Here is a 20,948-nt window from a genome sequence, read left to right as displayed (position 1 = left end):
GTAGTGTAAATAAGTTGTTGAATTTAATGCCCTCCACCCATAGGGGCGTTGGTAGTATCCACATCGTGGGTTTCCTTGATTCGAAGCACAGCCATTGCTGCTCCTAACAAAAGTAAACCTGCAAATAAGATGGCTATCCCTGGGTCATTGTTTAAGAAATACTTGGATATAAAACCGAAAGTCAAGGTTTGTAAGATCATAGGGATCACAATCATCATATTGATAATTCCCATATAAACACCGTAACGCTCTTTGGGGATTTCATTGATCACGAGTAAGTAAGGAATACCCATCATACTAGCCCAAGCAATTCCAAAGCCTGTCATAGGAGCAAACAGCAGGTATTTATTTTCAATAAATGGGAAAATCAATAAGCCTACGCCCGCCATAATCAAGCAGACAAAATGTACTTTTCGAGGTCCAAATTTCTTTGCAATACCTACCAGTCCAAAAGCGGTGAGGAAGGTGACAATGTTATACCATCCATTGACCAAGCCTGTCCAACCAACGGCTTCTTCAAAGAGCTTCATGTCAGCCGTAGGAGAGGTTTTCCAGACGGACTGAGCAATACTTTTTGCAGCATTTTGCCAATAGACAAACAAGGCATACCATTGGAACAAATAGACCAAAGCCAATTGCCACATAACTTTGGGCATGACAAAAATGGAATTGACAATCTCTAGGTTTTGACCGAAGAGTACGGATAAGCGAGGACTTTTTTCGATAGCGTCAATTTGTCGCTTGATCAGTCCTCGGGAAAAAATCGATGGAATCAGTAAGAGGGCGAAATAGGTGTAAATCAATAATGAGGTAAGGATGGACAGGAAAAACTGAATGACGAGATTCGGCTTGCCTTCCTGATGTTTGCGTAGTTCCACCAGTTCCTCTTCCGTGGGTGGGATTTCTGTAGTTTTTGAAATACTCCACATGACCGATGTGATGGAACAGACGGTTCCCAAAAAGAAGGAAGCATACACCCAAACGGGAAGCGATCCAGCTGTTCCGGGGATATATTTTTGGAAAACAAACAAAGACACATTCGCCAAGGTGATGCCTAGACCGGTGAAAAAACTTTGGGTGAGAAAGCCTTTTGCATATTGATCCTCTGGCATGGTGTCCGCAATTAAGGCTCGATAAGGCTCCATGGCTGTATTGTTTGCAGCATCCAATACCCAAAGCAGCCCCGCTGCCATCCAAAGACTACTACTGAACGGATACAGAAATAAACAAATGCTGCAAAATACAGCTCCAATGAAGAAGTAGGGCTTTCGTCTCCCAAATCTCGGTGACCATGTTTTATCACTCAAGGCCCCAATGATGGGTTGGATTAAGAGGCCTGTCATGGGGCCTGCTAAGTTAAGGATAGGGATTTCATGCGGTTGGGCACCCAACATATCATAGATGGGGTTGACAGCACTCTGCTGCAAACCAAAGCTGTATTGAATGCCAAAAAAGCCGACATTCATATTGATGATTTGGCTAAAGGATAAACGTGGTTTTTGGTTCATTTTGGGTTGGTTGATTTTTAAAAGTGGTTTATACTTTTAAGTACAAACCACTCAACTCTACCAAATTATAAAAAAATATCCGGAGTTTGACATGCTTGCGCTCATCAAAATATTGTAAATAAGGGCTCTAAAGCCTGTTTTTAAGAGAAAAACTAGGTTTTCGGGGAGTCTAAAACGTTTGCGGAAAGGTGGGGTATTTTTTTAAAAATAGTAGAATTTTTTAGGCTTTAACCTTTAGGTCTTTTAGAGGGATTCCTCTTGTTATGGAAACACGATAGCACCTTCACCACTTTCTTTTCATCATTAACGGTGAAAAAAAGTGAAACTTTTTGAGTAACAATTTCATTGACTCCTCAGCTGTAATATAGGTATTTTCATCTTCTTGCAGTCGTTCTTCCCAAAAAGTTAATTTAATCAACTCCCACCGCATCAAGAGATTCATCAAGATGCGATGGGAGTTTTAGGAATTACACCTCATTATTCAACAGAATCGCATCCAAATCCTCTCCAGGCAGTGCGATGATGGATTCACTTGCTTCGTCCCATGCTATTTTTCTACCAATTTTATAAGAAAGTCCTGCCATATGGGCTGCAATGGCTTCTTCAAATCCTTCCTGAATTCCACAGCTTGGTTCTCCACCATTTCGGATACAACTCAACCATTCCCGTATATGCAAGAAGGTGGAATCCACTCTTTTCCCATCCCGGTATGTCCACAACAAGCCTTTATCGGCGAAGTATTTGGCCGTGGCTGAAGTTACAGCATCCACACCATTAGCACTTGGGTCATATTGGAATATGGGGACATTTGGGTCTATTCTTCCCTCTGCTATCAAGTCACGATACTTGGTCGATCGTGGGTCTGCGTAGATGCTGAGTGTATTCCCCAGTTTCATGCTTGCATCATGCCCCATTAATACAGTTCCTCTTTCGAATTGATTACCTAAGGTAGCACTGTAGACAAGGGTCATGCCCTTTTCTTTTGATTCGCGTTGGGTTCCCCCTGTAGTAAACTCGGGAAATTCCATATTGACATGCATGACGTCAGGAACATTTCGCCCATCCCGATGGGTGTAAATTCCCCCCGAGGCTGTGACATACTTGGGAATTCCCATTTTCAAGATACAATTGATACGATCATAATCATGTGTCAACAAGTCACCTGACAAGCCAGAACCATATGCCCACCATTTTCTCCATCTAAAAAAATGTTCTGCGTTGAACGGTACTTGGGGTGCTGTTCCCAAAAAGGCATTCCAATTGATGGTTTCAGGCGATGCTTCTGGGTGTATATCATATTGCCATGCTCCGTTGTCATCATTACGGTTGGTAGTAGTCATGATGAGTGAAACGTGTCCAAGGGTATTTTTTTCCAAGGCATCCATTGCAGTCAGGAAGCTTTGAGTCTGCCGGTGCTGATGTCCTACTGCAAATACTGCTTTTGGATTTCTTCTACAAGCTTCCCGCAATGTGTATGTTTCCTCTATGGTGTGGGTCATAGGTTTTTCCACATACACATGTATCCCTGCTTCTATAGCTGCTTGGGCCATAGGCGCATGCCAATGGTCCGGAGTAGCGATGATAATGGCATCGATCTCCCCACTATGAATCATGTCCAAGTAAGTTTCGTAGCGCTTACAAGTGTTTTCATGGGTATTGAATGATCTGAGTGCATTTTCAGCCCTCACATCAAAGATGTCACAAATACCGCTAAGCTTCACGTTAAGGCTTTCCTGTGCTTTGAAATCTGCCAGTCGCTTGTCGTTTGGGTCATTACGTTCGTTCTCAGCCATTTCTTCCAGCCACTCATTGGTCGCAAAGCCAAGGGAACGCATCAACTGCTCCCCTCTGATACCAAAGCCAATCAGTCCTATCCTTAAAGGCTCTCCACTCATTGGCCCGCTTTCTGGTGGGGGAGTGGCTTTGATGTTGAGCTTTTCCAAAAGGAAATCTCTTTCTAATTTGCTCTTTTTATCATGATTGACACCTGCATACCAAACTGCCCCTAGGATAGGAATACCTCCCAGGCTTTTCAATAAGTCTCTTCTCGAAAATCCTTTGAATAATATTTTGTTATCTGCCATGTTCTTTGCTCGTTAGGTAGTGGATGGGGTGATTTCTTTTTTTACAAAAAGTCGGTCTAAGCCAATAAATGACGAAGTAGGGAATAAAAATAGGACGAATAGGGCAGCGGCTTCTATCAGATTTTTATTGATGATCCAATAACTGCCTTCACTTGGTCCTAGTGGATAGCCAGGAAAGGGAGGGTGCGCCAAGTAATAAAAAATCAGCAATCCTATCCCTATGAGACTGCCCCAGCTACTTTTAAATCCTAATAAAAGACTTGCTCCTACAAAGATTAATGCCGCAATATTTAGGGTATCAGTGACAGCTATTATGGAGTCTGAAGCCAACCATCCGAAGAATCCTTCCATATAGGTTGCACTGAGTAAGTATCCTTTGGCGGTCCAAGAAGGATTGTACAATTTGATGACCCCTTCATAAAGAAAATGCCAGCCAATCAAAATCCTTAGCAGGACTAAACTGACGAGCTGAATTTGGTTGAAATTGAGTTTATCGTTCATAGTCTGAGTAAATAGATTGAAAGAACGATATTACTGACTTTTAAAAACAAAAAACCTGATGAAAATCAGGTTTTTATATGATTGTGGTAGTGTTGGTTTACTTAATCTTGTTTTTCAGTCACTCTTTTGGATAAATTGCTGGTACGTTGAATAAATTGGTCAATGCTTCTTAATTCGGAATCTACTAACTGTCCTTTTTCACGCAAACTGCTTAAGTGGTCGCGGTATTTGCTAAATGCTTCAATTGCTTTGTCATATGCTCCTATGCGTTGATAGATCAAGCCCTCTTCTTTGTATAGCTCTGGCAGATTTTCCCATGATTTAGCTCTTCCTTTTTCAATGTATTCCAAGGCTAGCTGATTGGATTCCAAATCGTTGTATTGTTTTCTGATGATCCGGCTCATTAAGAAATAATCCATATCTGTAGTCAAGCCATGGTCCTCCAAGCGTTGAATCATACGATAAGCAGTACCATAATGCTTGTAGTAAAACTGAGACCAAGCAGCGGCAGAAATAGCGGGTGCGAGATGGGTGATAAAGGCAATTTCATCATGGTCCACCACCTCTGGATAAGTCCTGAGGAATCTTCTGGCAGTTTTGTTGGCGAGAATTCGCTGTTCGTTCGTGTATTCAGCTCCGATATTGCTTCGGGTATTTTTCGATAAAAAATAAACCGAAGCACCTAGATCTGCCGCCAAACCGTAATCATGCCATCTTCCGCTATTAACTTCATCTACCGCCATGGCAGTAGCTACTGCTACAGCTGTGATAGTACCCCAAATTCTGGCATTACGCTCAGCTCTTAAAGCCCGGTTGAAATTGATGAGATTATGTTCTAAGACTACATGAGCAACATTTTCGGCTAGTAGCTGTATAAGTTGTTCTTCTGTTCGTAAAGTAGCCAACAAGCCTGTTGTCAATACAATCATCCCATTGTCGAAAGCAAAACTTGTTTCCTCTGGCGATTTCAATATCAAAATACTAAAGTTGCGCTGCCGTTCTTTCAGCATTTCAAAGGGATGGATAGCCAAGGTCAGCTGATACAGATAGTCACTCAATAATTCATCCTCAAAAATCAGGTTATTTTTCAAAGCCGTGGTGTAATAGTCCATGGCATCTTCATACAATTCTTGCCGCTTTTCTGCTTCCCAACCTACTTTGGTGATTTCGTCTGCTCGGTTGGAAAACCAAATTTCTTCCCAAAAATCCATGTCAGGGTTTAAAACCTCTACCCTGTCCTCGTCAATGAACCGGCGGTTACCATAGCTGATGTAACCATATTGTTTGGTTACACCGTCAAACTTCATTCGCTGGGATACAAGTGTAATGGTGTCACCTGCCGAATATTCACCTGCGGACCTGAGTAAGACTCCCCTCAGCTGGATGACATCCTGAGCGCTTACTAATCCCGTAAGCAATACGAGGAAAAATGAAAAAAAATACTTGTGCATAGCTTCTATTAGTTTGGTTAAGTTGGTTTACGCAGAACTAAAATTGCTTGTTGCTGTCTTTTGGCATTTTTATTAAAAAATATCTAAGTTAATTCCAAAATATAAGTAAGGCCCTACTAAAAGTTATAAGGTTTATTTTGGTTTAGTAGAATTGCGTTTTTTAGAGTTTAGCTCGTCTATAGGTTACAAATGCTGATAATCTTTTCATTGCCTCATGTATACCTTGAAGCGGTTGACTGGAAATAACCAAGCGGAACCAGCCCTTTTCTGAATGCCCAAAACCATTGGTTGGGGTCAGCAGTATGCCTGTTTCGTGAAAGATTTCTAACCATAACTTTTCTTCTCCTGCCGCTGAATGCTCCGTAAGGAATTCACTCAGATTGGCCCATACAAATAAACTTCCGTAAGAAGGGGTGTAAGGGATGTTTAAGGATTGGAGTGTTTGGATTACAGTCACATAATTTTCAGTCAGTGCAGCCTGTGAATGGGAAATAAACTGATCCATAAAAGCAGTATCTGTCAAAACTTCCTGCATCAGCCATTGGGTATAATTGGAAATGGCATGTGATAAACCTATGTTTCTATACCCTTGAATCAGCTCTTCATTGTGTGAATACAGAGCACCAACCCGGAAACCAGAGATTCCCATATCTTTGGAAAAGGAATACCAAAAATGTAGGAAAGGACTTTTTTTGGTTTCAATTACTTGAAGAAAGGATTGAAAATGGGCGTCAGTAGGATAATCTTCTGTGATAGCAGGGTGCTGGGTGTCTATCAAAGACATGCCGTAAATCTCATTCACGATCAAATGCACTTCATTCGAAATACACCAATCCGCCAGTTGATCTAATTCCTGTAGTGTATAAATTTTCCCTGTGGGATTATCCGGCTGCGTCAAAATCAAGAGTTTACATTCACTGCCAGAAGCTTCAATGGTATTCTTGGCTTCTTTAAGTTTATCTAAAGCAATCGAATTCCCGATTTCAATCTGTAGGTCGTATCGCTCAACTCCCGAAAAAACTTGCAAGTCTGCTGTGTAAACTGGATAGCTGGGAGCAGGGATAACGGCTGCATCTCCAGGGTTTGCCAGCAAAAAACTGGTCATCTCTATAACTGCTGTAGCCCCTGCTGAGCAGGCTAAATGGTTTGGATCTAAGGGTTTAACCTTCAAAAAACGTTCAAAATAGCCGCAAACGGCCTCTCGGAACGAAAGCACTCCCGCAGGGTCACCATAACTCGAGGTCCAATCTGGCAACAATTGTTGTTGGCTGACTTGTCGGATTTTCTCCTGCAACAATTCCCACCCTAAATGATTTTCAGCCATATTCATCGGGATAGCACCAGTTGGGTTCTTCTCAGGATGATAGGGGTTTTCCAGCACTTGGTAGTATAAGTCTAGATCTACCCGCATGGCATTTGCTGCGGCTTTTATTCCTCGTTTACTTAGATTGTTTGCTTGCTTCATGATTGTTTGCTGGTTGTAACTGGTTTTTTGTTGAGGGTCAAGATAGCAACGGTTGCCAAGATCAAGATAGTTCCCAACCAATCCATGCCAGTAAATAGGATTTCTAACCAAAACACGGCCGTAATGGCAGCAGATAAAGGCTCTACACTGCACAATAAAGAAGCGGTTTGGGCACCAATCAGATTCAATGAATGTAAGAATATGGAAAAAGGAATAACTGTTCCGAAAACAATAATAAAGCCGACTGCTCCATAGGTTTCTATGTCCCAGATCCCACTCCAATACCAAGGCTGTGTATACAGTGCAAAGGTCACACCTCCAATAAGCATACCCCAGGCTGTGACCGTATTAGAGGAAAATCTCCGCAAGAGTTGTACGGGTTGGATGGTATAAAATGCTAAAGCCAAGGCCGATAAAATCCCCCAGATGATAGCGGCTTTGGAAATAACCAAACTCTCAATGGTCCCATGCGTGACCAGCAAAAAGATTCCAACACTTGCCAAAACAAGCGCAGCATACTCTCGCCAAGTGGGCCATCTTCTGTATTTGATAGCATAAAAAGCCACCACAAATACAGGTCCGACATATTGGAGGATGGTAGCAGTGGCTGCATTGGAAAGAGAGATGCTATAGAAGTAGGTGTACTGCACGGTTACCATACCAATAGCACCAAAGAGGAAAAGTTCAATACCGTCTTTGGGTTTTTTCCAAATATGCTTAATATCAGTTCCAGCCTTGTAAAATCCATAGCTCAATAAAATGACACCTGCGATAAGCATTCGCCACGTAACCAGCCAGTCGGGAGCAATGGATTTTTCTTCAAATAAAAATTGGGCAACTGTACCAGAGATGCCCCACAAAACTGCCGCTGTAAGAGCCATGATATAACCTGATACAGCTTTGGAGCTGCTTACTCGGACCATTGGATTGAAATTTCAGCGAATCTAAGGATTCATTCCCTTAAATCATATGGCTTAATCTGCGAGGGCATTTCTTTTTTTGAAGCGATAAATTACTGCATAAGCTAATGCTAATAAAATGGCTTGAATGGCAAATGAAAATGCGATGATTTCTAATCCAAAGTATTCGGCCAAAAAGCCTGAACTTGCGGGTAACAATGCTCCTCCGACCATAGCAGCCGAAATCTGAAAACTAATTAAAGTAGGTGCAAATTTTGGTTGAAACAGCGTAGATGCTAAGGCAATCATGGAAGGGAAAATGGGTGCGCAACTGAGTCCGATCAAGGCAACCGAAAAATAGCTCAAATTGGCATTCACATCCCAATAGAGCATCATGCTTCCCAACACAATGCCAATAGTGCCGAGACTTAGAACTTTTGAGGTGCTGGATTTTCGCAAGACAAAGCCAAAAAATATCCTTCCAAGTGTCAAACTTCCCCAATAGGTACTTACCCATATTCCGCCTATGTCTTCTGCGATCCCTCGGGACTGGGTAAGAATGGTGTATAGCCATTGCCCTACCCCTATTTCGAATCCTGTATACAGGAAAAATACTAATATGCTCAAATATGCCATCGGCTGTTGTATGCTTTCGCTGAAACTCCCCGCTTTGGTATCTTTGGATGAAGAGGATTGACTTTTCCAAAGCTTGATTGTTGAAAGGAAAACAAGACCCAATCCAATTTGAATCCCCCCAACAATGAAGTAACCAATTGTCCATGAATCTCCTTGGGTAAATAAATAGGTTAAAATCAGGGGTCCTGAGGTTGCCCCGATACCATAAAAAGCATGAAGCCAATTAACCACACTAGGAGAAAAATTGGCAGAGGCAAAGATATTGAGGGAGGTATCAATAGCACCACCTCCGGCTCCCAAGAAATACGCAGCTATCAAAAGAAAGGTTAATCCGCCAGCCCAAGTGAAAGCCCATAAACTCACTCCAGTAAGCATACAACTTCCTGCAAGCAACCAGCCTAAAGAAATGAATGTGCTGATTTTAGAATTACTCAAACTCGCACTCAAGTACCCTGCTACAAAGGCCATTAAAATAAGTCCCAGTTTTTCAAGGCGGATATCGATAGCCTCACTGATAAATGGCCAAGCGATTCCTAATAGTCCATCAGGTAATCCCAAACTGATAAAGGCAATAAATGAAATGAAAATAAGCAGGTTTTTTCGGGACTTCATATGATGGTCTTTTTTGGGAAAAAGGGATGCATTTTGAAGATTATTTCCTAAAATTAACTTTCAAATTTGAATTTTAAGCAATTCCAAAAATTATGATGGGGGCTAAGGGAGATATCGCGAATTATTTGAGTAAGCATTTTGATCACTTTGAGGATCGTTTGAAAAAAGAAATTGTCCAAGACGGGGAGTTGGTACTATTTCCAGCAGATGAACTGATTATGGATATTGGACAAAAAGTGGAGCAGATACCCTTGATTGTCAATGGTATCGTGAAAGTGTTTCGGGAAGATGAGCAGGACAATGAGATATTTTTATATTACTTGGAGCCTGGGGAAGCCTGTGCCATAACCATGATTTGCTCTGCGCGGGAAGGATATTCCAAGATCAAGGCTATTCCTGTGGAGGATACCACGGTAGTGGTCCTGCCTATAAGCAAGCTCGACGAATGGATGCCCAAATATCAATCCTGGTACTTCTTTGTCATGGATAGTTATCAGGATCGCTTTGAAGAATTGCTGAAGGTAGTAGATGCCATTGCTTTTCGTCAAATGGATGAGCGATTATTGGAATACTTACATAAAACTGCTGAGGCGAGTAATTCAAGAGTAATCCGTGAAACACAAACTCAAATTGCCCTGGAATTAAATTCAAGTAGAGAAGTGGTGGGTAGATTATTGAAAAAACTGGAACAACAAGGAGTAGTGAAGGTGAGCAGGACTCAGATTGAGTTGTTAAAAAACTAAAGAGAGGGCCTTTCGAACCCTCTCTTTTTGGTTGTTTAGTGGTAGTATATCCTTATAGTGATTTTTTTGCTAGGTAGAAGTCTACCATTTCATAATCAGATGCTTCTCTTTCCAACATTTCAGCAACTGTTTTTGGTGGTGGGACGATTACTTTCTCTCCAGGTGTCCAGTTTAATGGCATCGCACATTTATTTTGATCTGCTGTCTGAAGTGCTACTAATACTCGCTTGATCTCATCCATGTTTCTACCTACATTCAAAGGATAGTACATGATCAAGCGGATTTTTCCGTTTGGATCGATAAAGAATACAGCTCTTACAGCAGCTGTTTCACTTTCTCCCGGTTGCAACATTCCGTACAGTTTGGACACGCTCATGTCGATATCGGCAATGATTGGGAATTCGAATAATACTCCTGTATTTTTCTTCACATTGTTGACCCAAGCAATGTGTGAGTGGATTGAGTCAATGCTCAAGCCAATTAATTTGGTTTTGTGCTCATTAAAGAACTTTTGTTCCAATGCAAAACCGGACATTTCCGTTGTGCATACAGGTGTGAAATCTGCTGGGTGTGAAAATAAAATGGTCCAGCTATCTTTGATATACTCGGAAAACTGCATGGGGCCTGTTGTAGTCATTGCCTTGAAATCAGGTGCCTGATCTCCAATTCTAGGCATTGTTAGTGTTTCTTGCTCGTTCATATGAGTTTTTGTTAGTGTTTTAAATTTGATAGTACAAATATCAAGGATTGATAAGCTAACTAACGAGACCTAAGTCACTATTGAATAATAAAATCAATAGATATGTACTATCGAATTATTGTCTATATCTATGGGTTAATTATTAAGTTGCCAACTATATATTGCTGTAAAAATTGATAATCATGAGATTACTCCTATTTCGCTCTATTTTTTTTCTTCTTTGGCTTGCAAGTGCTTTCTTTTCTACGGGCTGTCAAGAAAAAATTGAGCCTGATCTACAGCCGATTGGTGATGACGGCCAAGTTTTTGCCATTGATGTTGGAGATAGTGAAATTCCGTATCTGGTAATAAACACTAATGGAGCGGAGATTCCTTTTGAACCAAGGATTCCTGCTACGATGAAAATCTATGAAGGCAAAAAACTCACCCAAGAGCAGCGTATTGGAATTGAGTTTAGAGGGAAGACGAGTTTTCGCTTATCTCAAAAGAAAGGTTTTAATATAGAAAGTATCAATGCAGCTGGAAATGGTGTAGATGTATCATTTTTTGGAATGCCCGAGGAAGAAGACTGGAGGATAGTTGGACATGTAGTCAATTTAGAGGATAAGTATATTTGGGATAAAACCTTGATGTATAATGATGTGGGCTATGAGCTTTCCAGGAGTATTGGGAAATATGCCAGTAGGACCAAATTTGTGGAAATTGAAGTCAATGGTGAATATCTTGGGGTGTATTCGTTTATGGAAAAACTCAAGCGGGACTCCCATCGGATAGATATCAAATCATTAAATGCGAGTTCTACCAATTTAACTGGTGGATATATTTTAATGATCGATAAAACTTCCGTTGGAGATGATGGGATTGGCAAGCCTTTATCCTATTTCTACTCCAACTGGGATGATGATGCCCGTTATACCCCTGAAAACAGTTTCAGGAGTGGTTATGATATTTTTGGGAATCCTATTGATTTTGAACCCTATGGGCCTCCCTATCATTTCAATATGTATTTGGAAACCTACTTTTTATACGAGTATCCAAAAGATAGAAATATTACCCCCGCTCAAAAAGAGTATATATTCCAGTATATGCATGATTTTGAGACTGCACTCCTTCAGGATGACTTTTCCAAGGGAGAGCGTAGTTATGTAGCTTTTGTGGGTTTAGAAAGTTTCGCTGATTATTTTATCATCAATGAATTGTGCCGCAATGTAGATGCTTATCGCCTGAGTACCTTTTTGCAGAAGGATAGGAATGGGAAGTTGGAAATGGGCCCCGTGTGGGATATGAACATAGGTTTTGATCAAGGTGATCGAATCCCTATGAATGGATGGGTGATGCGTTACAATAATTTTGTTTCCAATGATCCGTGGATGATTCATTTTTGGTGGCCCCGCTTGATGGAAGACCCGGAGTTTCGGAAATTGATCAAACAGCGTTGGACAAATTACAGAAATGGCCCGCTTTCAGACATTGCTCTGACCCGACTGGTAGATAAGAATGCAGATTACTTGGAAAAGAATGGAGCTGTACAGCGGAACTATGCCAAATGGGATCAAGGGATTGGTGTAAATTATCCCGACGCGGTACGTAATTTGAAAAATTTCCTAACCCAACGAGCCGCTTGGATGGATGGGGAGATACAGGGATTTTAGGAAGAAAGTACTGGTGGAAACAAGAAACAAGAAACAAGAGACAAGAATCAAGTGACAAGACGAGAACCGAGGATCCTTTTCTTAATGCCCCTTAATTCCTTAATGGTTAAACTAATCACCCAACCCACTAATCACTCAATTACTCAAATTAAACATTCACTTAATTAACCCAATCTACTAATTACTCAATTAACTCACTCATCTAATCACTAAGCTCCTTATCTTTACGCCAAACAAACACGCTTATGAATTACGGAAAGTTACTGGTTTTGATCGTTGTATGTTGGGTAAGAAGCTGGACTGTTGGGCAGGCTCAGGGAGATCAGTATGTCATTTTAATTTCTTTGGATGGATTTCGATACGATTATGTGGAGCGATTTCAACCGGAAAACTTGAGTAAATTCATTGCTTCCGGTACGGTGGCAGAAGCCTTGATACCTTCTTTCCCTACCAAAACTTTTCCCAACCATTACACCATTGCAACTGGAATGCGTCCTGAAAATCACGGTTTGGTTGATAATTCTTTTTATGATCCATACAAAGATCAAGTGTACCAAATAAGGGATAGAAGTATCGTGGAAGATGGCTATTGGTATGGAGGTACGCCCATTTGGGTGCATGCCGAAAAGAATGGACTGATAGCAGCATCCTATTTTTTTGTTGGTTCGGAAGCACCTGTTCAAGGGATCAGGCCTACGCATTACTTCAATTATGATGGGAATGTCCCTAACTTGACAAGAATTTCTAAAGTGTTTGAATGGTTAAATCTCCCGGAAGATGAAAGGCCACGGTTGATAACCATGTATTTTTCGGATATGGATGATTTCGGTCATCGATTTGGACCGAGTAATGATGGGGAGATTGGGAAACGATTAGAGAAATTGGATAGGGAATTAGGCGCTTTATTAGAGGGAATCAAGAGTTTTGATTTTGATATCAATATCATTATCGTATCAGATCATGGAATGGCAGATGTTCCAAAAAGCAACTTACTTAACCTAGATGAAATCACTTCCGGAATCCAAGGTAGGATAGTCAATAATGGTGCTTTGGCTCATGTGTATTTAGCCAATCCTGAGGAAGTGGATACCTTAATTCTCCAATTGAATGCTCAAGGGGCTCCGTTTAAGGCAGTGAAGGTAGATGACCAAGAATATTACAAAACACTTGATCTATACAAAGAGCGTATGGGTGATGTTCTTATCCTTCCTGAATTGGGTTACTACCTGACTACTCCATCAGGTATGGTGAGTTATCAAAATCGCTCTGCGATGTTTAAAACGGATGTTTTTGGAGAGCACGGGTATAGCCCCGAATACCAGGAAATGCACGGGATATTTTATGCGGCAGGGCCCATGATAAAGGAAGGTCTATCCATTCCAGCATTTGACAATATTCATGTATATCCATTGGTTTGTATGCTTTTAGGTTTGGAGGTGCCGGATTATATTGATGGGAACTCGGAGGTTTTAAAGCCTGTTCTTCAATCAAAATAATCCATGCTAATGAAAAGACAGCTTTCAAATCGAGAGGATGTTCAGTTTTTGGTTAATAGCTTTTATGCCCAAGTGAGGGAAGATGCTATGTTGGGTCGTGTATTCAACCGCATTGTCCAGGATTGGCCCACACATTTGGAGCATTTGGGTGATTTTTGGGAAATGGTCCTGTTACAATCTGGTCCAGGTGCGGGTAAATTCAGTCCAGTACCTGTACACAAGGAAGTGGACCGGACCATGAATCATCAGCTGCAGCAAGCACATTTTGAGCAATGGTTAGGTTTGTGGTTTGCCACCCTTGACACCCATTTTGAGGGAGAAGTTGCCGAGTATGCTAAAGAACACGCTGGAAGGATGGCGCATATCCTGTTTTTTAGAATCATGGAGTCTAGGGCAGCTCACTAACATTTTTGATTCAAACCTGTTGATAGGGAAATAATTCCATTGATGATGCGTACAGTAATTCTCTCCTTTTTTTTGATCCTTACTTTCTCTGCTTGCTCACTCAAGCGTGTGGAGCGTTTTAAAGACATTCCTTACATGACGGCTTCGGACTCCCTTCCTGAGAAAACACTCAATGTCTTTCAACCCAAAAAAGCAAAAGACGCACCTGTGCTTTTGTTTATCCATGGAGGTAGCTGGAATTCGGGAAATAAAGAAATCTATAATTTTTTAGGAACTCGTTTTGCGAAAAAAGGCGTAGTCACCGTCATTATGGATTATCCATTAAGTCCGGAATATCAGGTACAATCCATGGCATTGGCTTCTGCTCAAGCAGTCAATTGGATGCATGAATCCATTAAAGATTATGGGGGTAGCAAAGACCGTCTTTTTGTATCAGGACATTCTGCCGGCGGTCATTTAGCGAGTTTGATAACGGTAAATAACCAGTATTTTGATCAGTTGGGCGTATCTAATCCTATCCAAGGCGCTGTATTGATTGATGCCGCAGGTTTGGATATGAAATGGTTTTTGGAGCAGATGAACTATGAACAGGGAACATCCTACAATATTCCCTTTACGGATTCTCCTGAAGTATGGGAAGAAACTTCACCTATCTATCATTTAGATGCCGAAGATCCTCCACTGCTAATTTTACTAGGTGGTCGAACGCTTCCAGGAATTACCTTGACTACAGAGCGGTTTATGGAAGCATACAAAGAATTTGAGCCTGCTCCCAATTACATCTTTCAACCACGGAAAAAGCATAAAGGGATGATAGTTCAGTTTATTTACTCTCCAAACAAAGTCTATCGGGAAATTTTGAAATTTATGGGAGAGTAGTTTAAAGGGAATCTCTTTAACTATTTGATTGCCTTTTCCTATACCGAATGACCAAACTAATTGGTACCATAGCACCAGAAAGAATCAAAGCAGTTGTAGAAATAACAGGTATATCTGAACTATTGCTCCCTATCCCCCAAAAAGCCCAAGAAGCCACTAAGGGTATAGCCATACTGCTGAATTTTAATCCCGAAAGCACATAAATTGCAGCGGCTATCAGTAGGATTCCCACCGAAACAGCAGGAAAGGCTAAAAACTCCAGCCCCCAGGTACTAATCCAAATACTGATATTTAATACAGTCGCTGCAATTACCCAACCTGTATAGATTCGAATACTTGTCTGACTAAAATAACTGAAACTGAAAACGGAACTGGTATCCAAAGCAGACGTTTTGATGCTCAGCTTGACCAAGCTTGTCAGTAATCCAAGGATGATTAAGACAGAAATGAATAGCATCTCTGAAGTCCAGAAGTAGATCCAAGCCCCGTTAAATACATTGCTGACTATAAACCATAGTCCTAGTTTCCCTGATAAATTTTGTCCTTTGGACTGTATAGCTTCTACAACAAGTTGAATACAAAGAATACTTAAGCCCAGGTAAATCAATCCCCAAATGGCAAACGTAAATCCTGCGGGTGTTATGTCCACGGGATATGCTGCACTGATTTCTCCTACGCTTTTTCTACCATCAAATCCTGTAGAAAATAGATAGTTCATAAAAATGGCTATGCCGAAGCTTAGAAGATTGGCAGATAACAACAGAAGCTTTTTCATATCCATGAAGTAGTTGATAGGGAATATAGTAAAAGCACTCTTAAACACAAAAATTATAGGGATATAGTGGCGATCACTCGAAGATATCATAGGGCTAACTAATAAATCGGCTAGGTATTTGTGGTGGAATTTGGAAAGAATGTCTATATTAGCTAAGTGATAAATATGCAGCTATGAACTTTTCTATGATACGCTTAGGTATAGCCCTAATGCTCACATTTTCATCTCTTTTATCTTTTGGCCAAGAGCAGCAAGCAATCCTCTTTGAAAATGTACGAGTCTTTAATGGTACAGCTAAAGTACTTTCTTCACCTACCAATGTCTTGGTAAAAGATGGAAAAATTGAAGGTATGGGTACTTTTGAAGGAGTAGGTTTGGAAAATCTGCTTCGCATTAATGGCGAAGGAAAGACCTTAATGCCTGGATTGATTGATGTACATGTGCATATGACCTTTGGCGCATTGACCATGCGAGAAATGATGTCCCCGATGTTTTCCGAGGGGATGATGATGGAAAAGGTAGCGGTCAATTCAGAGAAAATGCTCATGAGGGGTTTTACATCTGTCAGAGATGCGGGCGGGCCTATTTTTCCTTTAAAAATGGCTGTGGATGCAGGGAAAATCAATGGGCCAAGAATATGGCCTTCTGGTGCAACCATTTCTCAAACAGCGGGTCATGGGGATTTTAGAACACCGGATGAGCAATCCAGAAGGTTTTTTGGAGAGCCATCGAGAGCAGAGCGCTTCAATGCTACGTTTATAGCAGATGGAAGGGATGAGGTTTTGACGGCAGTTCGAGAGAATTTACGATTTGGAGCAAGCCAAATAAAGTTGATGGCAGGGGGAGGATCTTCTTCTGCGTATGATCCCATTGATGTCACTCAATATACTTTTGACGAAATGAGGGCAGCCGTTGAGGCGGCAGAGGATTGGGGTACCTATGTGATGGTGCATGCCTATACTCCTCGTGCAATTAGAAGAGCAATAGATGCAGGTGTCAAATGCATAGAACACGGACAATTACTGGATGAGAAAACGCTGCGTTATGCAGGAAGGAAGAAGGTTTGGTTATCCACTCAGATGTTGGTGGAAAATACACCAAATATGGATCCGCAGCGAATAGCCAAGCGTGCTTCGTTACTTGAAGGACAAACACGCGTATGGCCTTTAGCTAAAAAACTGAAACTGAAACTAGCTTGGGGTACGGATTTTTTATTTGAACCAGAGCTTAATGATCGACAAAATGAATTTATTCTGAAATTACAACCATGGTTTACAAATGCTGAAATATTGAAGATGGTCACTCATGACAATGCTGAATTATTGCAACTTTCAGGGCTCAGAAGTCCCTATCCAGGGAAACTTGGAGTAGTGGAAGTGGGTGCTTTGGCGGATTTGATTTTGGTAGATGGAGACCCCTTGGCTGATCTCTCCTTGATCGCCAATCCAGAAGAGAAGTTTGTGGTGATTATGAAGGAAGGTAAGCTGTACAAGCATGCTATGGATTGATAATTTCGAATACTTATGTCAAATCCAATTCAAATTCTTTCACTGCATGTGTTTAGGCGAATTCCCCATGGTCATTGATTTAGAGGTTTGATATTCCCCGTCAATCAGCGTGTAAATCATAATTTTACATTCTACTAGTTGCACAATCCAGTATTACAGTACACCGACTTCTAGGTAGACATCAGGCTTTTGTTAAAATTCATTTCGATTGTTTCCGAGGGACAAAACTTCAACAATTAGGTCTGTAGCACCTACGCAACCCATTCATCTATCTTGGTAGGGTCGCATACAACGCAGATATCGGGCAGTACCACTGTATTGATATCCTCGTTTTTATTTTTCGGAGATTCCTGTAATGAGCTGTCAGGAATTTATTCGAAATTATTGTAGATTAGTGTTTAAAAGTTAGTCATTGATCCATATTATGCGAAAACTATTTATCCTATCAATAGCTTTTTTGTTTTTTACTTTTCATGCAATTGCTCAAGAGCGTGAAATTATTCCTCTGAACGAGCATTTTTATCCTCTAACGCTTGGATTTGGAGAGCACACCTACAATGATGTAAAAACTATGTCTTCCGAGGGGGAAATCTTAGAAAAAATTTATACCCTGGATCATCGCTTAGTTCAAAATCGAAAAACAACTCTTGGAGATAATGGAGTGGAGCGCATACAAGTTTCTAAATACGGAACTGATGGGGATTTAATTTCAATAGAAATAACCGAATTTGAAGAAGGACTAACATACACCCAAGTACACAATGGTAGTCGGGTAGTTTTAGAATTGGCCTGTGCCGGAAATTTTTGTGAGGGAGAGTTTAATGGGTCTTTTGTAGATAGGAATGTATTTAAGCCAAGCTTTAGGTCAGTGGATTCCTGGGAAAGGTTTATTCAGAGCGAATTAACTTATCCAGTCGTAGCTAGGAGAGTTGGGGCTCAAGGCATAGTTTTGCTAGGCTTGAAAATCAGTTCAAATGGTACTTTGCTGGAAAAAGTAGTGATGAACCCAAATGAGGTTCATAAATCTTTGGCTAAGGAGGCTCTTAGAATCATAGACCTTTATGAAGATGGGTTTATATATGCTGTGGACCTTCAAGACTATCCCATTGATGCATGGTTGTATTTACCTGTTAGGTTCGTTTTAGAATGAATAAGCCTAATTTTTTAGGTATTATTTTCGAAGATAGTTCTTATATACTTCTACCCTTAATGTAAGAAAAAGGAGTGAGTTTTTTACATATGAAAAACAGGGAGTTAGTGTTAAAATCAAAAAACGTTAGGACTAAAAATGCGCAACTTGATCAGGTAAATCAAGGTTCCAAAAAAGACTTGGAAATACGTTGCCTCAACATTTATTAAAAAAAATTGACTGATCAATTCTTTTCATTATTATTTAGTAGCCCCGACGGGAATCGAACCCATATCTATTGTTTAGGAAACAACTATTCTATCCATTGAACTACAGGGCCTGGTAAAGACATGGAGACTTGCCTGCTGCAAGTAGGATGCCAGAGCTTAGACTCAACGGTTGTAAGCAGAATCTTGACTCAAGAGAAAAGAAACAAGAATCAAGAATCAAGATGGATTTTGTTCTTTTCTTTCCTAATGATTCACTCATGATTCTTATTTTCTCCCCATTCACTTACTCCGCTATCCTTTCTCCTTTCTCATTTGATCAAATTTAACCCAATTCCTCACAATTAAGCAAATATATTTCAGGTGATTTGCTGATTTACAATTATTAGCCGTATCTTTGCAGTCCAAAATTTAAGATGGACGGGATCCATCAATTCACTAAATATCAAATTTATATGGCAGTTAAAATCAGATTAGCGCGTAGAGGTCGTAAGAAATTGGCCATCTATGACGTAGTAGTAGCTGATGCGAGAGCTCCACGTGATGGACGCTTTATCGAGAAGTTGGGTACCTACAACCCAAACACTAACCCTGCATCTATCACCATCAACAACGAGCGTGCGCTCACTTGGTTGATGAACGGTGCACAGCCAACAGATACTGTAAGAGCTATGTTATCTTACAGAGGTGTATTGTTGAAAAAACACCTTCAAATCGGTGTAATGAAAGGTGCTATCACGCAAGAACAAGCAGATGCGAAGTTTGAAGCGTGGAAGTCTGGCAAAGATGCTGCAATCGGCGGTAAAGTGGAATCCTTATCTAAGGCTAAAGCTGACGCTCGTCAAAAAGCATTGGAAGCTGAAGCAGCGAAAAACCAAGCGCGTTTGGACGCTATCAAAGCAAGAGAAGAAGAAGCTAAAGCTGCTGCAGCTGCTGAAGAGGCTCCTGCTGCTGAGGAAGCTCCTGCTGCTGAAGGCGAAGAGGAAACTCAAGCTTAATATCTCATATCACCATGAACAAAGACAATTGTTTTCAATTGGGCCATATAGCCAAAGTTCATGGACTTCATGGTGAAGTAGGCATCGTACTCGATGTAGATTATCCGGAAGACTACGAAGACCTCAAGCATGTATTCGTAGAGCAAAAGTCCCGATTGGTCCCTTTCTTCTTAGAACATTTTGTATGGCAACATAGCAACAAAGTGCTCGCAAAGTTTGAGGATTACGATACAGTAGAAGCAGCTGCTCCACTCGTGGGTTCAGGTTTGTTTCTCCCGCTATCACAATTGGAAGAGCTGCCGGAAGATCAATATTATTACCATGAATTGATAGGATTCGAAGTACTGGACGAAGTACTGGGAAGTATAGGGGTAGTAAAAGTCATTTATGACTTAGAAACCCAAGATCTAATGGGTGTCGACCATCAAGGCAAAGAAGTCCTTATCCCGATTCAGGATGGGATCGTCATGAAGGTTGACAAGGTAGATAAAAAAGTTTATTGCCTATTACCCACAGGATTACTTGACATCTACTTGGAAGGTTAACCCATGCGTATAGACATCATTACCGTGGTTCCTGGCTTATTGGAAGGGCCTTTTGCACATTCTATTCTAAAAAGAGCAGAAGATAAAGGCATCGCAATGGTCAGAGTACACAATCTCAGAGCATATGCCAGCGGCAAACAAAAGCAGGTCGATGACTATGCATTTGGAGGCGGTGCTGGAATGGTCCTGATGGTGGAACCCATCGTCAAGTGCATCACAGCATTGCAGGCGGAGCGGACCTATGATGAAGTTATCTACATGAGTCCTGACGGAAAAACCTTTGACCAGAATATGGCCAATGAGCTTTCTCTGAAAGGAAACATCATGATTCTATGCGGTCATTACAAAGGTGTGGATGAGCGGGTCCGTGAAAAATGGATCACCCGTGAAATCAGCATTGGGGATTACGTCTTATCAGGAGGAGAATTGGCAGCTGCCGTAGTGACAGATGCGATCATCCGATTGATACCGGGCGTGCTCAATGATGAAACATCCGCATTGACAGATTCCTTCCAAGATGGACTGCTAGCACCACCGGTCTACACTAGACCAGCGGAGTATGATGGAATGAAAGTTCCAGATGTATTGCTATCAGGTCATGAAGCCAATATCGAAGCCTGGAGATTTGAAGCATCGGTTCGCCGTACACAGGAAAGAAGACCCGACCTATTGGAAGGGAAAGATTTCTAAAGGCGATTGTAAGCAAGCACTAATAATAGAATTCATTCAAGACTG

General features: G+C 41.1%; 19 protein-coding genes and 1 tRNA gene. 10 read left to right on the top strand and 10 right to left on the bottom strand.

The features are described 5' to 3' along the window. Positions 1-23: 23 nt before the first annotated feature. The 7 genes from ACXIUD_RS08345 to ACXIUD_RS08315 all read right to left on the bottom strand — a co-directional run bounded on the left by ACXIUD_RS08345 (position 24) and on the right by ACXIUD_RS08315 (position 9,156). Positions 24-1,508 (bottom strand): MFS transporter, encoded by a 1,485-nt coding sequence (locus ACXIUD_RS08345; RefSeq protein ID WP_458052164.1) that lies wholly within the window; start codon positions 1,506-1,508, stop codon positions 24-26. A 467-nt stretch (positions 1,509-1,975) separates the two neighbouring features. Further along, positions 1,976-3,592 carry a Gfo/Idh/MocA family protein gene (locus ACXIUD_RS08340; RefSeq protein ID WP_458052163.1) on the bottom strand — a complete coding sequence of 539 codons (1,617 nt, stop codon included), beginning with the start codon at positions 3,590-3,592 and terminating at the stop codon, positions 1,976-1,978. 12 nt (positions 3,593-3,604) lie between these two features. Next, positions 3,605-4,093 carry a DoxX family membrane protein gene (locus ACXIUD_RS08335; protein ID WP_458052162.1) on the bottom strand — a complete coding sequence of 163 codons (489 nt, stop codon included), beginning with the start codon at positions 4,091-4,093 and terminating at the stop codon, positions 3,605-3,607. Between the two features lie 101 nt (positions 4,094-4,194). After that, positions 4,195-5,544 carry a M48 family metalloprotease gene (locus tag ACXIUD_RS08330; protein WP_458052161.1) on the bottom strand — a complete coding sequence of 450 codons (1,350 nt, stop codon included), beginning with the start codon at positions 5,542-5,544 and terminating at the stop codon, positions 4,195-4,197. Between the two features lie 160 nt (positions 5,545-5,704). Next, positions 5,705-7,009, bottom strand: coding sequence for an aminotransferase class I/II-fold pyridoxal phosphate-dependent enzyme (locus tag ACXIUD_RS08325; RefSeq protein ID WP_458052160.1), 1,305 nt, complete (start codon positions 7,007-7,009; stop codon positions 5,705-5,707). Next, positions 7,006-7,932, bottom strand: a complete 927-nt coding sequence (locus tag ACXIUD_RS08320) for a DMT family transporter (protein ID WP_458052159.1) — start codon at positions 7,930-7,932, stop codon at positions 7,006-7,008. Before ACXIUD_RS08320 ends, ACXIUD_RS08325 begins: the two co-directional genes overlap by 4 nt. 51 nt (positions 7,933-7,983) lie before the next feature. Next, positions 7,984-9,156 carry an MFS transporter gene (locus ACXIUD_RS08315; RefSeq protein WP_458052158.1) on the bottom strand — a complete coding sequence of 391 codons (1,173 nt, stop codon included), beginning with the start codon at positions 9,154-9,156 and terminating at the stop codon, positions 7,984-7,986. 92 nt (positions 9,157-9,248) lie between these two features. Here ACXIUD_RS08315 and ACXIUD_RS08310 point away from each other — a divergent pair, with 92 nt between their 5' ends. Continuing rightward, positions 9,249-9,899 (top strand): Crp/Fnr family transcriptional regulator, encoded by a 651-nt coding sequence (locus ACXIUD_RS08310; RefSeq protein WP_458052157.1) that lies wholly within the window; start codon positions 9,249-9,251, stop codon positions 9,897-9,899. Between the two features lie 52 nt (positions 9,900-9,951). Here ACXIUD_RS08310 and ACXIUD_RS08305 read toward each other — a convergent pair whose 3' ends face one another. Continuing rightward, the gene (locus ACXIUD_RS08305; RefSeq protein WP_458052156.1) at positions 9,952-10,599 is read right to left on the bottom strand and encodes a peroxiredoxin; all 648 of its coding nucleotides are present in this window, start codon (positions 10,597-10,599) and stop codon (positions 9,952-9,954) included. 182 nt (positions 10,600-10,781) lie between these two features. Here ACXIUD_RS08305 and ACXIUD_RS08300 point away from each other — a divergent pair, with 182 nt between their 5' ends. From ACXIUD_RS08300 to ACXIUD_RS08285, 4 genes are all read left to right on the top strand, one after another. Continuing rightward, the gene (locus ACXIUD_RS08300) at positions 10,782-12,251 is read left to right on the top strand and encodes a CotH kinase family protein (protein WP_458052155.1); all 1,470 of its coding nucleotides are present in this window, start codon (positions 10,782-10,784) and stop codon (positions 12,249-12,251) included. A 245-nt stretch (positions 12,252-12,496) separates the two neighbouring features. Continuing rightward, the gene (locus ACXIUD_RS08295; RefSeq protein ID WP_458052154.1) at positions 12,497-13,747 is read left to right on the top strand and encodes an alkaline phosphatase family protein; all 1,251 of its coding nucleotides are present in this window, start codon (positions 12,497-12,499) and stop codon (positions 13,745-13,747) included. Between the two features lie 9 nt (positions 13,748-13,756). Beyond that, on the top strand, positions 13,757-14,152 hold the full coding sequence (locus ACXIUD_RS08290; RefSeq protein WP_458052153.1) for a group III truncated hemoglobin: 396 nt from the start codon (positions 13,757-13,759) through the stop codon (positions 14,150-14,152). A gap of 42 nt (positions 14,153-14,194) precedes the next feature. Continuing rightward, positions 14,195-15,031, top strand: coding sequence for an alpha/beta hydrolase (locus ACXIUD_RS08285; protein WP_458052152.1), 837 nt, complete (start codon positions 14,195-14,197; stop codon positions 15,029-15,031). Between the two features lie 16 nt (positions 15,032-15,047). On the opposite strand, the gene ACXIUD_RS08280 is transcribed toward ACXIUD_RS08285, so the two are convergent. Beyond that, the gene (locus ACXIUD_RS08280) at positions 15,048-15,806 is read right to left on the bottom strand and encodes a hypothetical protein (protein ID WP_458052151.1); all 759 of its coding nucleotides are present in this window, start codon (positions 15,804-15,806) and stop codon (positions 15,048-15,050) included. Positions 15,807-15,979: 173 nt separating this feature from the next. Here ACXIUD_RS08280 and ACXIUD_RS08275 point away from each other — a divergent pair, with 173 nt between their 5' ends. Both ACXIUD_RS08275 and ACXIUD_RS08270 read left to right on the top strand, forming a co-directional pair. Then, positions 15,980-17,314 carry an amidohydrolase family protein gene (locus ACXIUD_RS08275; protein ID WP_458052150.1) on the top strand — a complete coding sequence of 445 codons (1,335 nt, stop codon included), beginning with the start codon at positions 15,980-15,982 and terminating at the stop codon, positions 17,312-17,314. Positions 17,315-17,738: 424 nt separating this feature from the next. Continuing rightward, positions 17,739-18,464, top strand: a complete 726-nt coding sequence (locus tag ACXIUD_RS08270; RefSeq protein WP_458052149.1) for an energy transducer TonB — start codon at positions 17,739-17,741, stop codon at positions 18,462-18,464. Positions 18,465-18,711: 247 nt separating this feature from the next. Here the strand turns inward: ACXIUD_RS08270 and ACXIUD_RS08265 are convergent. Beyond that, a tRNA-Arg gene (locus ACXIUD_RS08265) sits at positions 18,712-18,783 on the bottom strand. A gap of 342 nt (positions 18,784-19,125) precedes the next feature. Between ACXIUD_RS08265 and ACXIUD_RS08260 the strand changes: the two genes are divergently transcribed. The 3 genes from ACXIUD_RS08260 to trmD are packed head-to-tail and all read left to right on the top strand — an operon-like array spanning position 19,126 to position 20,903. Continuing rightward, the gene (locus ACXIUD_RS08260) at positions 19,126-19,668 is read left to right on the top strand and encodes a 30S ribosomal protein S16 (RefSeq protein ID WP_458052148.1); all 543 of its coding nucleotides are present in this window, start codon (positions 19,126-19,128) and stop codon (positions 19,666-19,668) included. Positions 19,669-19,682: 14 nt separating this feature from the next. Then, the gene (gene rimM, locus ACXIUD_RS08255; RefSeq protein WP_458052147.1) at positions 19,683-20,213 is read left to right on the top strand and encodes a ribosome maturation factor RimM; all 531 of its coding nucleotides are present in this window, start codon (positions 19,683-19,685) and stop codon (positions 20,211-20,213) included. A 3-nt stretch (positions 20,214-20,216) separates the two neighbouring features. Continuing rightward, positions 20,217-20,903, top strand: coding sequence for a tRNA (guanosine(37)-N1)-methyltransferase TrmD (gene trmD / locus ACXIUD_RS08250; protein ID WP_458052146.1), 687 nt, complete (start codon positions 20,217-20,219; stop codon positions 20,901-20,903). Positions 20,904-20,948 lie beyond the last annotated feature (45 nt).

It is taken from the genome of Mongoliitalea sp. (assembly GCF_054166905.1).
This window is presented reverse-complemented; position numbering and strand designations above follow the sequence as displayed.

Bases quoted from the DNA above. Each gene is read 5' to 3' on its own strand.
- ACXIUD_RS08345 (WP_458052164.1), bottom strand. From the start codon at position 1,508: ATGAACCAAAAACCACGTTTATCCTTTAGCCAAATCATCAATATGAAT.
- ACXIUD_RS08340 (WP_458052163.1), bottom strand. From the start codon at position 3,592: ATGGCAGATAACAAAATATTATTCAAAGGATTTTCGAGAAGAGACTTA.
- ACXIUD_RS08335 (WP_458052162.1), bottom strand. From the start codon at position 4,093: ATGAACGATAAACTCAATTTCAACCAAATTCAGCTCGTCAGTTTAGTC.
- ACXIUD_RS08330 (WP_458052161.1), bottom strand. From the start codon at position 5,544: ATGCACAAGTATTTTTTTTCATTTTTCCTCGTATTGCTTACGGGATTA.
- ACXIUD_RS08325 (WP_458052160.1), bottom strand. From the start codon at position 7,009: ATGAAGCAAGCAAACAATCTAAGTAAACGAGGAATAAAAGCCGCAGCA.
- ACXIUD_RS08320 (WP_458052159.1), bottom strand. From the start codon at position 7,932: ATGGTCCGAGTAAGCAGCTCCAAAGCTGTATCAGGTTATATCATGGCT.
- ACXIUD_RS08315 (WP_458052158.1), bottom strand. From the start codon at position 9,156: ATGAAGTCCCGAAAAAACCTGCTTATTTTCATTTCATTTATTGCCTTT.
- ACXIUD_RS08310 (WP_458052157.1), top strand. From the start codon at position 9,249: ATGATGGGGGCTAAGGGAGATATCGCGAATTATTTGAGTAAGCATTTT.
- ACXIUD_RS08305 (WP_458052156.1), bottom strand. From the start codon at position 10,599: ATGAACGAGCAAGAAACACTAACAATGCCTAGAATTGGAGATCAGGCA.
- ACXIUD_RS08300 (WP_458052155.1), top strand. From the start codon at position 10,782: ATGAGATTACTCCTATTTCGCTCTATTTTTTTTCTTCTTTGGCTTGCA.
- ACXIUD_RS08295 (WP_458052154.1), top strand. From the start codon at position 12,497: ATGAATTACGGAAAGTTACTGGTTTTGATCGTTGTATGTTGGGTAAGA.
- ACXIUD_RS08290 (WP_458052153.1), top strand. From the start codon at position 13,757: ATGAAAAGACAGCTTTCAAATCGAGAGGATGTTCAGTTTTTGGTTAAT.
- ACXIUD_RS08285 (WP_458052152.1), top strand. From the start codon at position 14,195: ATGATGCGTACAGTAATTCTCTCCTTTTTTTTGATCCTTACTTTCTCT.
- ACXIUD_RS08280 (WP_458052151.1), bottom strand. From the start codon at position 15,806: ATGAAAAAGCTTCTGTTGTTATCTGCCAATCTTCTAAGCTTCGGCATA.
- ACXIUD_RS08275 (WP_458052150.1), top strand. From the start codon at position 15,980: ATGAACTTTTCTATGATACGCTTAGGTATAGCCCTAATGCTCACATTT.
- ACXIUD_RS08270 (WP_458052149.1), top strand. From the start codon at position 17,739: ATGCGAAAACTATTTATCCTATCAATAGCTTTTTTGTTTTTTACTTTT.
- ACXIUD_RS08260 (WP_458052148.1), top strand. From the start codon at position 19,126: ATGGCAGTTAAAATCAGATTAGCGCGTAGAGGTCGTAAGAAATTGGCC.
- rimM (WP_458052147.1), top strand. From the start codon at position 19,683: ATGAACAAAGACAATTGTTTTCAATTGGGCCATATAGCCAAAGTTCAT.
- trmD (WP_458052146.1), top strand. From the start codon at position 20,217: ATGCGTATAGACATCATTACCGTGGTTCCTGGCTTATTGGAAGGGCCT.